This window comes from Erythrobacter sp. RANMB8, assembly GCF_056848235.1.
The window spans coordinates 186,759-202,464 of sequence record NZ_JBREHG010000004.1; the positions used below are offsets into that span (position 1 = coordinate 186,759).

Below are 15,706 nucleotides of genomic sequence, written 5' to 3' on the forward strand. Positions count from 1 at the left end.
ATCCCTGCCGGGCCGATGCCCGCTGTTATCGCGGGTTTCTGCGGCCCCGCCAAGTGTTGCCAGAATGCAATATGAACCGCAGATTACAAGTCTTGAGAACGCTCTCAAGATGTGCTAGGAAGTGTCCGCAACACGCAATGACGGGCACGAATCTGTCATGCGGCAAGGGGAGGTTGAAAGATCATGCAATTCGCAAGCGTTGCGCCGCGTCGGCGCCTGTTCGCTCTCGGCACCGCTTCGGCGCTGGCGATTTCCGCGGCAACCGCCGCGCCGGCCATGGCGCAGGACGCCGAGGCCGAAGATCAGGCTCCGGAACAGGTGGCCGAGCCTGCGGAAGGCGACATTATCGTTACCGGCTTCCGCGCAGCCCTGTCGTCGGCACAGAACCTCAAGCGCAATGCCGACACCTTCGTTGACGTGATCACTGCCGAAGATATCGGCGCGCTACCCGACCGTTCGGTTGCCGAAGCGCTCCAGCGCGTGCCCGGCGTCAACATCGGCCGCTTCGAAAAGCCCTCTGACCCTGACCGCTTCTCGGTCGAAGGCACCGGCGTGATCGTGCGCGGTCTGCCCTTCGTGCGTTCGGAACTGAACGGGCGCGACATCTTCTCGGCCACCGGCGGCGTCGCGCTGAACTTCAACGATGTCTCGCCCGAACTGCTCGGCCGCGTCGAGGTGTTCAAGAACCTCACTGCCGACATGATCGAAGGCGGCATCGCGGGCACCGTCAACCTCGTCACCCGCAAGCCGCTCGACCGCCCCGGCACCCATCTCGCCGGCACGATCGAAGCGAACTATGGTGATTTCGCCGAGGAAACCTCGCCCGGTTTCTCGCTGACCGGTTCGACCACCTATGAAACCGATGCCGGCACGCTCGGTGTCCAGCTCGGCTATGCCAAGTCGAAGCTGATCAGCCGCACCGATGCCTCGCAGATCACCGACCCGTGCTACCGCGCCGCCACGCTTGACGGCGGGTGCTTGCGTCCGCGCCCGGTCGGCAGCGGCGGCTTCTTCGGCGATGCCAGCTTCACGCCCGACAACTTCCCGCCCGCAGGCGCGCTGGTCGTTCCCAAGGGTGCGGGCGTGCGCACCACCGATCTCGAGCGTGAGCGCGAGGCGATTTCGGCAGTCGTCCAGTACGAAAGCCCGAACCGCGATGTGCTCGTGACCTTCGAGTGGCTGCGTTCGGAAACCAGCTTCTTCACCAAGGAATTCTCGGCACTCGCACAGGTCAATGACGACCTGCTGTTCCCGGTTCCGGCGGCTGGCAGCACCTGGGAATTCGACGAAAACGGCATTTTCCAGCGCGGCGTGCTGAGCCAGCGCATCGGCGATGCCTATGCCAACCCCTTCGGTCGGGGTGGTATCCCCTTCGAAACCCTGCGGTTCGAGCGTGATACGCGCGCGATCACCGAAGATTTCTCGTTCGATATCGACTGGAACATCACCGATCGTCTGCGCGTGAACTTCGAAGCGCAGCGCATCTCGTCCGATCTGCGTCAGGATGGCGTGATCGGGACGATGAATTCCTGGGCGAACATCGCCATCGACAACACCGGGCGCACGCCGCAGGTGGAATTCCTTGCCCCTCCGGGCGCGCCGTCGGATTACTTCACTTCGGGCCGGAACACCTATTACTGGTTCCTGCTCGACAGCATCGCCCGCAACGAGGGTGAGCTGGACAGCCTCAAGCTCGATGCCGAATACGACATCAGCGACGAAGGCTTCTTCAAGAAGGTGCGCTTCGGTGCGCGCTGGTCGGATCGTGACCGTGTGACGCGCGATACCAACTTCACCACCTGGGGTAACCTTTCGGCGGTGTGGGCCGGGCGCGCAGGCTGTGCGCCGTGGAACGCCGGTCCCGGCTGTGCTGCCACCGGCGGGTTCCAGGCGGGCCGCTATTTCACCGGCCTGCCCGGTCAGGAATTCGCGATCGGCGGCGGCGCCTTCGTCGACGATTTCCCGAACTACGCCACCCAGTTCACGCCGTTTGGTGCAGGCTTCCAGCGCGGCAATGCGCCGGCGCCGCTGCCGGTCGGCACCTTCTTCTTCGGCGGGGACGATTTCCTTGGCGAATACCTGTCGGGTGCTTCGGCCACGCAGGCTCGCGAAATCAACACCTTCTCGCAGACGCCGAACCCGTTCTTCGGTGTGCGCGGGCGCGAGTTCTTCAACCCGGTCACGAATCAGGTCGAGCCGTGCGATCCGTTCTGCGCGCCTGAAATCAACCAGGTCGCCGAACAGACCCGCGCAGCCTATGCGCGGATCGATTACGGCACCGATTTCGGCAACGGCTGGAAGCTGTCGGGCAATATCGGCCTACGCTATGTCGAAACCGAAGTGGTGGCCGCCGGTCTGATCGGCTTCCCCAACCCGCAGCAGTTCGACGCGGTCATTTCGGGCGGCAACGGTGACGGCGTTGTCCAGGTTTCGGAAATCACCGCCGCCTGTGACCGCGCAGCGGGCCTGCCTTCGGACCAGTTCCCCGGCTACTGCCGCCTCTCGCCCGCTCGTCAGGCAGAATTCGCGGCTGCCCATACCGGCGAAATCCTGATCGATGACCGCGCGGTGGTGTTCGACAACTGGCTGCCGAGCTTTAACGCCTTGCTCGACACCGGCAACGGCCTGCTGTTCCGCGCCGCTGTGTCGAAGGGCATCAGCCGGCCCGATCTGGGCGATTTCCGTTCGGGCGGGGTGCTGGGTGATTTCACCGCCGCACTGCGCGACGATCAGGCACGGGCAACCGGTCCGCTGTTCGCACTTTCGACCGGCAACCGCAATCTGCGCCCGATCGAAACCTGGAACTACGATCTGTCGGTCGAATGGTATTTTGACCGGGTCGGCTCGCTGACGGTCAACGGCTTCCTCAAGGATCTCAAGGGGATCGTCGGGCCGGGCGTGGCCGTGGTCGAATTCCAGAGCCCCGAAGTGCCGGCGGTGGATGTGCTGGTCAACGGGCCGGTCAACTTCCAGGACGGCCTGCTCAAGGGGGTCGAAGTCGCCTATCAGCAGACCTATGACTTCCTGCCGGGTCTGCTGAGCGGTCTGGGCACGCAGCTGACCTACACCTATGTCGATGGCGGCGATTTCAGCAACATCGACCGTGGCGGGACGCAGGGTCCGCTTGCTGCGGGCCAGCCGCTGGCCGGGATCTCGAAGAACACCATCAACGCGACGGTGTTCTACGAAAAGGACTGGCTGTCGATGCGCGCCGCCTACAACTGGCGTTCGGCGTTCCTGATCACTCCGCGTGACGACATCTTCCCGTTCTCGCCGATCTGGGGTGAATCCACCGGCCAGCTCGATGCGTCGATTTTCGTCTCGGTGATGGACGGCCTGAAGCTCGGCGTGCAGGGCGTGAACCTGCTCGACGAAGTCACCCGCACCAGCCAGGTGATCGATTTCGACGGCACGCGGGTGGTCCGTTCGGCCTTCCGGAACGACCGTCGCTTCACCTTCCTTGCCCGCTTCGACTTCTAAGAGGGCCGGATCATGACAATGGCAGGGCTGCTGAAGGCGGGCACGCTGACAGCGGCCCTGCTGCTTTCCGGCGCGGCAAAGGCGCCGCAAGCACCGGTGACAGCGCCGCTCGAAGGGGCGGGCTGGGAACTTGTGTGGGCTGACGAGTTCGAAGGCGACAGCCTCGACCGCAGCAAGTGGACGCCCGAAGTCTCGTGCTGGGGCGGCGGCAATTTTGAACGGCAATGCTACACCGACCGGCCCGAGAATATCGCGGTCGAGGGCGGGATGCTGCTGCTGAAAGCGCGCAAGGAACGTTTCACCGGCCCTGCGCGCCCGCCCGAGATTGCCGATGACCCAAACCCCAGCGTCACCCAGTCGCACACCTCGGGCAAGGTGCGCACCATCGGCCTGCACGCCTGGCGCTATGGCCGGATCGAGGCGCGGGCGAGGGTGCCGGCGGGGCAGGGCACATGGCCGGCGGTGTGGATGATGCCGCAGGACAATGTCTATGGCAGCTGGCCGCGATCGGGCGAGATCGACATCCTCGAAGCGGTCAACATCGGGGCCAAGTGCAAGGTCTGCGAGGGCGGGAAGGGCGAGAACCGCACCATCAGCGCGCTGCATTTCGGCAATTATGCGCCGCAGAACCGCTATGTCGATGGCCGCGCCACACTGCCCGATCTGGCGCTGCCTTCGGACGATTTCCATGTCTATGCGGTCGAATGGGGCGAGGGGTTGATCCGCTTCATGGTGGATGACCGCGTGCATCTGACAGTCACCGCCGATCAGTGGCAGACAGCCTCGCCCAAGGCGAAGGGGCGGCCCGCTGCCCCCTTCGATCAGCCGTTCTACGTGATGGCCAACCTTGCGGTGGGCGGGCGTCTGTCGGAAGAAAACAACGCAAAAGGGGTTGCCGCCAGCAGTTTTCCCGCGCAATTCGCAATCGATTGGATCAGGGTCTATCGTTGCAGCAGCGATCCCGAAAGGGGTCGCGCCTGCATGAAGTAGGCGGACAGGGACGCGGGGAACAATGGCGCGGGTGCGCAAGACTGTCACGATCAGGGACGTGGCCGAGGAAGCGGGGGTTTCTCTCCAAACGGTGAGCCGGGTGGTCAACGGTGGCCCCAACGTGCGCCCGCAGCTGCGCGACAAGGTGCAGGCTGCGATCGACCGGCTCGGCTATGTTCCAAGCCTCGCGGCACAGCGGATGAGCGGGTCGCGATCCTACATCATCCTTGCCATCAATGATCGCGAACGCACGCTGGCCGACTGGCGCGAGCGGCGCGGGACGGACTGGGTCGACCAGATGCTGCTGGGCGGGATCCTGACCTGTAGCCAGCACGGCTACCGGATGATGGTGGAACTGGTTGACACCCATTCCGACCATGTCGAGCGCGAGCTGGGCGCGGCGCTTTCCGCCTTGCAGCCCGATGGCGTGATCCTCACCCCGCCGCACTCGGAAAACCGCCTGATCACCGATCTGCTGGCGGCACGGGACATTCCCTTTGCGCGGATCGGCTCTGACGCACCGGGGCCGGGCATCGCGCTGACCATGGGCGATCACGGCGCGGCGCAGCTTGCCACGCGCCGCCTGATCGAACTGGGGCACAGGCGGATCGGGATGATTGCCGGCCCTGCGCAATACAGCCTGAGCGGATGGCGCATCAATGGCTGGGAACAGGCAATGGCCGAAGCTGGTCTGCCCAGCGCCGGATTGCTGGAACGCGGCGATTTCGGATACGAATCGGGCACCCGGGCGGCGCGTGCGCTGCTCGATCGCTTCCCCGATCTCACCGCGATTATTGCCAGCAGCGACCAGATGACGCTCGCCGCGCTCGAAGTCGCGCGCGATCGCGGGCTGGATGTGCCGCGGGACCTGTCGCTGATTTCCTTCGACAACACCCCGATCGTGCGGTTTTCGCAGCCGCCGCTGACCGCGGTCGACCAGCCGATTGCCGAGACTGTCTCGGTGGCGGTCGAACAGCTGATCGCACGGGTCGATGACGGGGATGACAAGCCGGTGATCGAAGTGGCGGCAGGCCTGGTCGAACGTTCGTCGACCGCGCCCGCGCCGGTGCGCGCCGCAACCCCGGTGCCGGACGCGGTTTGAGCGCGTCTGTCCCCGCGCCAGAGCCGCAGCCGCGCTGGTTCCTTGCCCTGTTCGCACTGGCGGCGGCAGGCGGCGCGGTTGCCTATGTTCCGCTGCTGACGGTGCTCCTGCCGCAACGCATCGCCGAATTGCAGGGGGGCGAGGATGTTGCCGCGCTGTCGCAGGTGATCTTCCTCGGCGCGCTGATGGCCAGCCTTGCCAATATCGCCGTCGGGACGCTCAGCGATCGCAGTCGCATGCGGCGCCCGTGGATCATCGCCGGCCTTGTCGCCTCGAATCTGCTGCTGCTGGCCGTGGGCCGGGCTGGATCGGTGACCGAAATCATCGTGCTGGTGATGTGCTGGCAGGTGGCGCTCAACCTGATGCTTGCGCCGCTGATGGCGTGGGCGGGGGATTGTTTTCCCGACGCACAAAAGGGCGTGCTGGGCGGCGCACTGGCGCTGGCTCCGGCGCTGGGGGCCCTGGCGGGATCCTTCGTCACCTATGCCGGCATGGTCGCGCCGGACGCGCGGCTGCCGCTGGTCACGGTGCTGGTGAGCGCACTGGTGCTGCCTGCCATCATGCTGGGAAAGGACAGGGCGCAACCCGGCCTGATGCAGCCTGCCGCTGCCTTGCCCGGTCCCGGGCGTCCGCGGGACCGGGTCGTGGCGCGGATGTGGACGGCGCGGTTGCTGGTGCAGGTGGCCGAGGGCGGAATGTTCGCTTTCCTGTTGTTCTGGCTGCGATCGATCGCGCCCGAATATCCCGAAAACGGCGCGGCCAATATCTTCAGTGTCGTGCTGGTTTGCGCTGTGCCGCTTTCGTTGTTGCTGGGCCGCTGGTCAGACCAGCATGGCCGCCCGGTGCAGCCTCTGGTGATAAGTGCGCTGCTCTGCGCGGCCGGCATGCTGGTGATGGCCGCCGCGCAGACGCTGCACTGGGCGATTGCCGGCTATGTCCTGTTCGCGATCGCGGCCGCGATTTTCCTCTCGCTGCATTCGGGCCAGACCCTGCGGGTGCTGCCTGCCCCGCAGCATCGCGGGCGGGATCTGGGCCTGTTCAACCTCACCAACACCGTGCCCGGCATGGTCATGCCGTGGTTGACGGTGCTGCTGGTGCCCGCCTTTGGCTTTTCGGCGCTGTTCGTGCTGTTTGCCGCGCTTTCGCTGGCGAGCGCCGGATTGCTTGCCGCACAGCTCCGCCGGGATTGAAAACGTGCCTTGATGCTTGCCAAAAAGGGTGCGGGCAGGCATAGTTTGATAACGTTCTCAAAAAATATGCGGTCTTGGGAGGGACTGTTCCGATGGTGCAAGGATTGATCGGGCGTCTGGCGATCGGGCGGTTGGCCTGCGGCGCGGCGCTCGGAGCGCTGGTGGCCGGCTGTGCAGGCGCGCCTGAGGTGCGTTCGGGCAGTGCGGCAGCCGAAGTGGCTGCCCCGGCCAATTCGCCCGAGGCTCTGCTCGCCCGGATGAGTATGGAGCGCAAGGTCGCGCAGCTCGTCATGCCTGACATCGGCTCGATCACGCCGAAGGATGTGCGCAAGTATCGCTTCGGCACGATCCTCAATGGCGGCAATTCCGGCCCCTATGGCGATGACAAGGCCCCCGCAGCCGACTGGCTGAAGCTGGCCGACGAATACTGGGAAGCCTCCACCGCACCCCTGCCCAAGGGCGAGCCGGTGATCCCCGCAGTCTGGGCCACCGACGCGGTGCACGGCCATGCCAATGTGATCGGCGCAACGGTGTTCCCGCACAACATCGCGCTGGGGGCGACGGGCGATGCCGATCTGATCCGCCGCATTGGTGCCGCCACAGCGGTCGAGATCGAGGTGACCGGCATCGACTGGACCTTCGCGCCCACCATCGCAGTGGCGCGGGACGACCGCTGGGGTCGCACTTACGAAAGCTATTCGGAAGACCCGGCGCTGGTCAGCAAGCTGGGCGCGGCGATGGTCGAAGGCCTGCAAGGGCGTCCGGGCGAACCCGGCTTCCTCGGCGCGGGGAAGGTGGCGGCCACCGCCAAGCACTTCTTCGGCGATGGTGGCACGGCGCAGGGGGTCGATCAGGGCGATGTCAACGGCGACCTGAAGGAACTGATGGCGATTCACGCCGCGCCCTATCCGGCGGCCATCGGCGCAGGCGTTGCAAGCGTGATGGCCAGCTTCAATTCGATCAACGGCACCAAGATGCACGGCAACGCACCGCTGCTGACCGGCGAGCTGCGCGGCAATCTCGGGTTTGGCGGGCTGGTTGTCGGTGACTGGAACGGCCACGGGCAAGTGGATGGATGCACCAATGCCAATTGTCCGCAGGCGCTGCTGGCCGGGCTTGATGTGTACATGGTGCCCGAAGACTGGAAGGCGCTTCACGCCAACCTCGTGAAGCAGGTGAAAAGCGGGCGGATCCCGATGGCGCGGCTGGACGAGGCGGTGCTGCGCGTGCTGCGGCTGAAGCAGCAGCTCGGCATTTTCGATGGCGAGGTGAAGCCCTCGCAGCGGGCCCATGGCGGCAAGTGGGACCTGCTCGGTTCGCCCGAACACCGCGCCATCGCGCGCGAAGCGGTGGCGAAATCGCAGGTGCTGCTCAAGAACCACGGCGTGCTGCCGCTCAAGGCTGGTGCGCGGATCGAGGTCGCCGGCAGTGCGGCGGACAATATTCCGCAACAGGCAGGCGGCTGGTCGGTCACCTGGCAGGGCGGCGGCGATCTGACTGCGGCGGATTTCCCCGGTGCAACGTCGATCTATGCCGGGATTGCCGCAGCGGCCAAGGCCAGCGGTGGCAGCGCGGTGCTGGCCTCGGACGGCCCGTCCGCTAGCAAGCCCGATGTGGCGATCGTCGTGTTCGGCGAGGAACCCTATGCCGAATTCGTCGGCGACCGGAAGGATATGGCCTTCCGCGACGAGGAGGGGCTGGAACTGCTCAAGGCCTATCGCCAGCGCGGCGTGCCAACGGTGGCGGTGTTCCTGTCCGGTCGCCCCTTGTGGATGAACCGCGAGCTTAATGCCGCTGACGCCTTCGTTGCCGCGTGGCTGCCGGGGAGCGAAGGGGCAGGGGTGGCGGACGTGCTGTTCGGACAGCGTCCCGCGACCGGGCGCCTGTCGTTCAGCTGGCCCGCAACCTGCGAAGGCGCGCCGGTCAATTCGCCTTCGGGCGCGCTGTTTCCGCTCGGCTTCGGGCTTGATCTGACCGCGTCGGCCCGCCTCGATCCGCTCGACGAGACCTGCAACGCCCTGACGCAGGATACCGGCGCAGTGTGGTTCGCCAGCGGCAAGCTGGGGATGCAGGTGCAGGCGGTGGCCGACAATGCGCTGCTTCCCGATCTGCGCGGCGGCGGCAATGGCATCACTGCCAGCGGGATCGATCGCAAGGCGCAGGAAGACGCGCGCCGCATTGCCTTTGCTCCGGGCGCCAAGGTGACGCTGACCGGGCCGGAAAGCACCGCAGCGTGGCGCATCGCCTATCAGGTCACTGCGCGCCCCAACGCTTCTGTTACGGTGACAGCGGGCGGCAAGGCATTCGACATCACCCAGCCGATGGCTGTGGCCGAAGGCAAGGGCTGGCGCGAAATGGTGCTCTCCAGCGCGTGCCTTGGCACGGCCGGTGGCAGCCTGACCTTTGCCTCGAAGGGTGCGTTCTCGCTCCAGATCAGCGAGATCACCCGTGACGAGGCAGCGACTTCGGCGGAGTGTTCTTTCTAGGGCACGACAATGTCAAAGCCCTGCGGCACCGGATCGAGCGCGTCGATCAGGGTCTGCAGGGCAGCGGCATCGCCTTCGACCTTCAGCCCGGCGTTCTGCATCGCGCTGACCGGTTGCTTCAGGAACAGCATCGCCAGCAGCATCGCACGCGGGCCGCGGATGGTCACATCGGGTGCGGCAGGCAGGCTGCCGACGCGGCCGATCAGCACGCTGCCATTGGCTTCAAGGGTCGCCTGCTCCTTGCGATCGGTCAGATCGAGCGCCACGGCCAGCTTGCGCGCACCGAACCGTTCGGGCGCAAAGCGGGTTGCAGCAGAATCGAGCAATTCCTGCGTGGCAATCGCGGCGATCAGATCGCTGCTCTGCGCGGCAGCCATGGCCCCGCGGCCCTTGCGCAGCTCGCTTGCAGCGGCAAGGAACTGGTTGCGCCAGATCGCGCTTTCGGCCTGAAAGCCCTGCTGTTCATAGCTTTCGGCGAGCAGCGCCTTCGCCGCCTCGTCCCCCGGCGCTGCAAAGACGAGGTTTTGCAGCAGGTCCGAGGCCCAGCGGTAATCGCCTTCGGCCATGGCGTTGCGGGCAAGCGCCATGGTCCGTTCGCTGCCGCCCAGCGCTTCGATCAGACGTGTGGCCCGCGCCACCGGCGGGTGGGCGTGAAGGTTGGCCGGGACCGCATCGTACCAGCCGAGATAGAACTGGTAGATCGCCTTCGCGTTGTGGCTGGCCGTGCCGTAATAGCCATGGGTCGACCATTCCTGCGCGAGCGCTGGCGGGGCGCCGTTTTCCAGCGCCTCGGCAATCTCGTGCATCGTCTCGCCGCGGTTCATCCGGCGCACGGTCTGGTCGTGCAGCCAGCGGTAATTGTCGCGCTGGGCGGCGAGCCATGCGGTGCCTTCCGCCTTGCCGAAGATCGGCCAGCAGTGGCTGGAGATCACGACGTCGCTCTGCGGGGCATAGCGGGTCACGGCTTCATCGAGATAATGCGCCCAGGCGCGGGCGTCGCGCACCTTGGCGCCGCGCGGGGTAAGGATATTGTGAAGGGTGCAGGTGGCGATTTCGGCCGCCAGAAATGCCTTTTCGGGCGCGACGAAGACATTGAACTCGGCCGGTGCCTCGCTGCCTGAAACCATCTGGAATTCGATTCTGACGCCGTCGACATCGCGGGCATCGCCAGTGGCCGCGACAGTGGCGGTCGGTGCGATCAGGGACAGCGTGCCGCCCGAAACAGCCATGCCGATCCCACTGCCCATCTGGCCGGTCGATCCGGGATTGATGCCCGTGCCGAACTGGAACGACGCGCGCCGCATCATCGCGCCGCCGGCCATGACGTTTTCCGACGTGGCTTCTTCCATGAAGCCTTCGGGCGCGATCACCTGCGTGCGTCCCGCCGCGACCTCCGCCGGATCGACCACCCCGCGCACGCCGCCGAAATGGTCGGCATGGCTATGCGAATAGATCACTGCGCTGACCGGACGCGCGCCAAGCGTGGCGTTGACCAGTTCCATCGCCGCTCTGGCAGTCTCGACACTGGTGAGCGGGTCGATCACGATCCAGCCGGTCCGTCCGCGCACGATGGTCATGTTCGAAAGGTCGAACCCGCGCACCTGCCAGATATTGTCGGTGACCTTGTAGAGGCCGTGATGCTTCAGGTGCCGCATATGCCGCCACAGGCTGGGGTGGACCGTGGCGGGGGCAGGGCCATCGACAAAGGCATAGGCGGCAAGGTTCCAGACCGGCTTGCCGCTGGCGTCTGTGATCACCGGCTCCTTGCGCGTTGCAAGGAAGCCGCGGGTGGAGAAACCGGCGTCGCGGGTGCCTTCGGGGGGGAGCTGCGCAAGGGCGTCGGTCTGGGCAGCGCGGGTGGCCTCGCTGGCGGCGTCCTGTGCCATGACGGGTGGTGCCGCGGCGGCGACCGCAACCAACGCTGCCGCTGTGCGGAAAAGTGCTGTGTTCATCGAAAATGTCCCTCTCGTCCCGCAGCGGTGATGCCTGTGACGAGGTCGGGATTCAAGCATTCCTGCGGTTTTCGGGGCCGGGAATCGCCAATCTTCAAACTTTCAAATTATAGAACGTTTGTGAAGAAAGATTGAATTTTTCCGATTGTCCGCCCGAGTCTAGAGATCGCGCCGCGTTCCAACGACACGAAAGGTGCAAGCGATGGAAATGAGCGGACAGATGGTCGAAAGGTCGAATGATCTTGCCGGCGCTGCGGCAGTTTCGGGCCGCCGGGCGAGTGCCGGGCCTGAGCTTTCGGTCGTTTCTGCGCCCTTTGCGCTGGCACTGCCCCCCGAGCCGGCGCCAGAGGAATGGCAGGCGGCAACCGGACAGCTGCTGGAATGGCTCGGAATCAGCGCGACCCTTGTACCCTTTGCGACGCCGCGCCGTCTGGCAATTGGCGGCTGGCAGGCATCGGCGCAAAGCGCACCGGTGTTCGCGCCGTGGCACGCGTGGTCGCCGGGCGCGCTGCAATATGGCGGTTTGCCCGCGCTGCCCAAAGCGCAATGGGTGGCCAGCTATCTGCTCGATCACGGTGCAGGAGGCGGCATGCGCCAGCGCGGCGTTGATGTCATGCTGATGTCGCCCCTGCCATCGGCCTGCACCATTGAAGAGGCAGGCACTCCGCCCCAGCCTGGTCTCGCCGTACTCAGGGCAATGATTGCGGCGGCCCGCACGGAAGGACGCGAGCGGGTGGCGATCATTGTCCCGGCCCGTCAGCGCAATGCGACAGCCCGCCAGCTGATGATGGCAGGACAGGCGATGCGCGGGGAGGGGCTGATGCTGGATTTGCTGTCCATCGAGGAAGCGCTGCGTCCGCTGGCTGCCGGCGCCACCGGCTGGGACGCGATCATCGCCATGCCCGATGTGCGGGGCATCGTGTTTACTCTGCTGTCCGAGGCAACCGGCGTGCGGGGCCCCTGGCCCATGGTCTGGCACGGCGGCGCCCGCGGACAAGCCCCCCGCTGGGTGACCTGCGAGGCGGCAGGCGAGGGGCTGTCGCGCCCGGCGCTCGATGCGCCCGCATTGATACAGGCGCTCGCACTTGCGCTGCGCCATGGCGGGTGTCTGCATGCGGCACGGCGGCTGCATCAGGGTTGGGCGCGGCTGCGCGACAGCGGGGTCACGACGCCCGGCCGCGGTTCGGACGCGCCCTATGTCACGACGGTCAGTGATGCCGGGTTTGTTGACAGGCTCACCGCAGGACTGATCCCCGGCAAGCGCGAGATTCCGGCCTGGCGAGCGCTTCCGTTTGCAGAAACTGCAAATCCGGGGAGCCAAATGCGATCATTGCGCGTTGTTATATCAAATCCCCCCCTCTCCTCTCGCTAGAAAAGGTAGCTGACATGCCAAGCCGCAAGATCGTCGCCAACGAACTGGCCCATGTGCTGCGCCAGATCTCGCACCCTGATCGTATCCGCCTGCTGCTGAAACTGCAGGCGGGCGACCAGACCGTGAACGAGCTGGGCGATATTCTGGAGATTTCCCCCACGCGCGTGTCGCAGCATCTCGGCGTGCTGCGGGCGATCGCTCTGGTCGAGACGGAGACCCACGGCCAAAAGCGGGTTTACCGCCTTGCCCAGCCCGAACTGGCGCTTTGGCTGATCGAGGGGATCGACTTTATCGCTCACCGCCTCGGCCGCGCCAGCGCCACCGATATCCAGCACGCCAAGCAATTGTGGCAGGCCGAAGCGGTCGAAACGGTGATCTGATGCGGCGATGCCGCCCCTGCCGCGGTCAGGCGGCGGGGCGGGTCATCAATGCGCGGATTTCGGTCTTGCTCGGATCTTCCGAACGGCGGCCATAGCGTTCGACCAGCTCGCTCCATTCCACGATCAGCGAGCCGCCGGTGCTCTGATGCAGCTTCTCCCACGAGGAGAGCATCTCCAGGCAGGCGTGGTCGATATACTCCAGCTTCTCGACGTGGATGTGCACTTCAGAGCCGAAGGGCGAGCTTTCGAGCGCCTTGCCGAGCTGCGGGATCGAGAAGAACGTGGCCGAGCCGGTCATCCACAAATCGATCCGGTTGGTCGCTGCATCATGCTCGCGCCGGATTTCGAGGTGCGAGAAGGTGTAGACCAGCTTCAGCGTCGCCAGCACAAAGCCGAGGATCACGCCGGTCAGCAGGTCAATGGCGACAACGCCGATCAGCGTGGCGAAGTAGATTGCCAGCTCCTGCTTGCCGAATTCGGCGATCTTCCTGATCTGGGCAACATTGACCAGCTTGTAGCCGGTGTAGACGAGGATCGCGGCGAGCACCGAGGTGGGAATCTCGTTAAGAATGAACGGGAACGCCGCCACGGCCAGCAGCAACCAGGCGCCGTGCATGATTGCCGAAATCCGCGTCGTTGCCCCGGCATCGACATTGGCGGAGGAGCGAACGATCACGCCGGTCATCGGCAGCGCGCCCAGCGCGCCGCAGATCATGTTGCCGACGCCCTGCGCCCGCAGTTCCTTGTCGTAATCGGTGCGTGCGCCAATGTGCATCTTGTCCACCGCCGTAGCGCACAGCAGGGTCTCGGCACTCGCCACGAAGGCGAAGACGAGGCCGAGCGTCAGGATGTCGGGGTTGGTGAACCCGGCGAGCGCCTCCGAGGTCGGGATGTTGAGGCCGCTCGCGAGCGTTTCCGGCAATTCCACCAGAGTGATCGGCAGGGCAAAGGCAACCGCGAACACCGTGCCGACAATCACCCCGAGCAGCGGGCCGGGGATCAGCGACAGATTCTTCGGCTTGAACTGGTTCCAGAGCACAATGGTGATGATGGTGACGATCCCCGCCATGGCTGCCAGATGGTGCACCGATCCATCCGCCGGGAAGACCTTGGCGATGGCTTCGGGGATGGCAGCGATGTTGAGCAGCCCGTTGGCGCGCGGCGCATCATCCAGCATCACGTGCAGCTGCGAAGCAAAGATCAGCACCCCGATCCCCGCCAGCATCCCGTGGATCACCGAGGGGGAGATCGCCCGGAACCACTGCCCCAGCTTCAATGCGCCGGCCAGCAATTGCAGGCCGCCCGCGATCAGGCCGACCACGCCGAGCATGATCAACCCGTGTTCCTGCACCAGCTGGTAAACCAGCACCGCCATCCCCGCAGCCGGCCCGCTGACCTGCAGCGGCGATCCGGCCAGCGTGCCGACCACCAGCCCGCCGACGATCCCGGTGATCAGTCCGAGGGCAGGCGGTGCCCCCGAAGCGATCGCGATCCCCATGCACAGCGGCAGGGCGACCAGAAAGACCACGATCGACGCGAGAAAATCGCGTCCGACCACGGCTGGTGTCAGGCTTTCGGTAGACACGGGCTTCATAGGGGGAAACTCCGGAGAGGCGGGCAGGGGGATGTGTGTGCGGGTCAGCAGCCGTGGCTGTGCATCGCCGAGGAGGCGAGTTCGGCAGCATAGCGTTCCTCGACCGGAACCCAGCAGCCCGTCGTCTCGTCATAGGCGCTGACCTCGCCGGTCTTGATGTCATAGACCCAGCCATGCAGCTTGACCGCCTGCTGCGCGAGCGCGACCGCGACCGTGGGGTGGGTCTTGAGGTGCTGCAATTGCAGGATCACGTTCTGCTCCAGCAGCATGCGCATCTTGGCTTCGGGATCGAGCCCTGCGCCAATGGTTTCGACGATATCCACCGCGCCCTGCGAATAGCCGAGCCATTCGCGCACGTGCGGCAGGTTGGTCAGGCCAGCGCGGTTCATCGCGCCCTTCATCGCCCCGCATTCGGTGTGGCCGCAGACCACGATGTGCGGGATTTGCAGCGCGCCGATGGCGAATTCGATCGAAGCGGTCATGCCGCCGGTCTGGTTGGTGTGCGGCGGCACGATGTTGCCGGCGTTGCGGCAGATGAACAGCTCGCCCGGATCGGTCTGGGTGATCATTGCCGTTTCAATGCGGCTGTCGGAGCAGGTGATGAACAGCGCTTCCGGGCTCTGACCGGTGCTGAGCCGTTCGAACAGCTCCTGCTTTTCAGGGTAAACCTCGCGCTGGAACTTGATCACGCCAAGGGCAAAACGGGACATCGGGGGTTTCCTTTCAGTGGGAATTGTTGGCTTCCGGCGCGCTCCACAGCGCCCGGGCGGTGTCGATGTGATCGGCCTCTCCCAGCCGGTTGCGGATATCGACGAATTGCAGCGCGTCGACGATCCATGCGGCGAGGTGAGGGTGGGACAGGCGATAGAAATGGTTGCGACCATCGCGGCGTTCTTCGACCAGTCTCTGGGCGCGCAGCAGGGCAAGGTGCTGGGAAATACGGGTCGCGGGGAGGGACAGCGCCCCGGCAATGCCGGAGACGTCCTTTTCGCCATGGCGAAGCTCCTCGATCATCCGCAGACGATCGGGATGCGCCAGCAGCTTGAGCAGATCGGCAAGCTCGCGCGACACGATAAGCCGGCTTGGCAATATTCCCTCCCAAGTATGCAAAACTTTGCAGGTTTGCAAATGCGAAACTATGGGATTCGCGATGTGTGGTC

General features: G+C 65.4%; 11 protein-coding genes. 7 read left to right on the forward strand and 4 right to left on the reverse strand.

What is annotated here, in order from left to right:
* Nucleotides 1-183 precede the first annotated feature (183 nt).
* From ACU0AG_RS08490 to ACU0AG_RS08510, 5 genes are all read left to right on the forward strand, one after another.
* Nucleotides 184-3,480 (forward strand): TonB-dependent receptor, encoded by a 3,297-nt coding sequence (locus ACU0AG_RS08490; protein ID WP_482781833.1) that lies wholly within the window; start codon nucleotides 184-186, stop codon nucleotides 3,478-3,480.
* A 12-nt stretch (nucleotides 3,481-3,492) separates the two neighbouring features.
* The gene (locus ACU0AG_RS08495) at nucleotides 3,493-4,470 is read left to right on the forward strand and encodes a glycoside hydrolase family 16 protein (protein ID WP_482781834.1); all 978 of its coding nucleotides are present in this window, start codon (nucleotides 3,493-3,495) and stop codon (nucleotides 4,468-4,470) included.
* A gap of 22 nt (nucleotides 4,471-4,492) precedes the next feature.
* Nucleotides 4,493-5,572 carry a LacI family DNA-binding transcriptional regulator gene (locus ACU0AG_RS08500; protein ID WP_482781835.1) on the forward strand — a complete coding sequence of 360 codons (1,080 nt, stop codon included), beginning with the start codon at nucleotides 4,493-4,495 and terminating at the stop codon, nucleotides 5,570-5,572.
* A complete protein-coding gene (locus ACU0AG_RS08505; protein WP_482781836.1) occupies nucleotides 5,569-6,762 on the forward strand; it encodes an MFS transporter in 1,194 nt (397 codons plus the stop codon). Before ACU0AG_RS08500 ends, ACU0AG_RS08505 begins: the two co-directional genes overlap by 4 nt.
* A 92-nt stretch (nucleotides 6,763-6,854) precedes the next feature.
* Complete coding sequence (locus tag ACU0AG_RS08510) at nucleotides 6,855-9,248, forward strand: glycoside hydrolase family 3 protein (protein WP_482781837.1); 2,394 nt, start codon at nucleotides 6,855-6,857, stop codon at nucleotides 9,246-9,248.
* On the opposite strand, the gene ACU0AG_RS08515 is transcribed toward ACU0AG_RS08510, so the two are convergent.
* Complete coding sequence (locus ACU0AG_RS08515; protein ID WP_482781838.1) at nucleotides 9,245-11,200, reverse strand: alkyl/aryl-sulfatase; 1,956 nt, start codon at nucleotides 11,198-11,200, stop codon at nucleotides 9,245-9,247. The genes ACU0AG_RS08510 and ACU0AG_RS08515 overlap by 4 nt on opposite strands.
* Nucleotides 11,201-11,402: 202 nt before the next feature.
* On the opposite strand from ACU0AG_RS08515, the gene ACU0AG_RS08520 reads away from it, so the two are divergent.
* Nucleotides 11,403-12,572 (forward strand): hypothetical protein, encoded by a 1,170-nt coding sequence (locus tag ACU0AG_RS08520; RefSeq protein WP_482781839.1) that lies wholly within the window; start codon nucleotides 11,403-11,405, stop codon nucleotides 12,570-12,572.
* Between the two features lie 14 nt (nucleotides 12,573-12,586).
* The gene (locus tag ACU0AG_RS08525; RefSeq protein ID WP_482781840.1) at nucleotides 12,587-12,952 is read left to right on the forward strand and encodes an ArsR/SmtB family transcription factor; all 366 of its coding nucleotides are present in this window, start codon (nucleotides 12,587-12,589) and stop codon (nucleotides 12,950-12,952) included.
* Nucleotides 12,953-12,977: 25 nt separating this feature from the next.
* Here ACU0AG_RS08525 and ACU0AG_RS08530 read toward each other — a convergent pair whose 3' ends face one another.
* Genes ACU0AG_RS08530 through ACU0AG_RS08540 form a run of 3 tightly spaced genes read right to left on the reverse strand, consistent with a single transcriptional unit; the run spans nucleotide 12,978 to nucleotide 15,635 of the window.
* Nucleotides 12,978-14,546, reverse strand: a complete 1,569-nt coding sequence (locus tag ACU0AG_RS08530; RefSeq protein ID WP_482781841.1) for a SulP family inorganic anion transporter — start codon at nucleotides 14,544-14,546, stop codon at nucleotides 12,978-12,980.
* Nucleotides 14,547-14,590: 44 nt separating this feature from the next.
* A complete protein-coding gene (locus ACU0AG_RS08535) occupies nucleotides 14,591-15,256 on the reverse strand; it encodes a carbonic anhydrase (RefSeq protein ID WP_482781842.1) in 666 nt (221 codons plus the stop codon).
* Between the two features lie 13 nt (nucleotides 15,257-15,269).
* The gene (locus ACU0AG_RS08540) at nucleotides 15,270-15,635 is read right to left on the reverse strand and encodes an ArsR/SmtB family transcription factor (RefSeq protein ID WP_482781843.1); all 366 of its coding nucleotides are present in this window, start codon (nucleotides 15,633-15,635) and stop codon (nucleotides 15,270-15,272) included.
* Nucleotides 15,636-15,706: the final 71 nt, after the last annotated feature.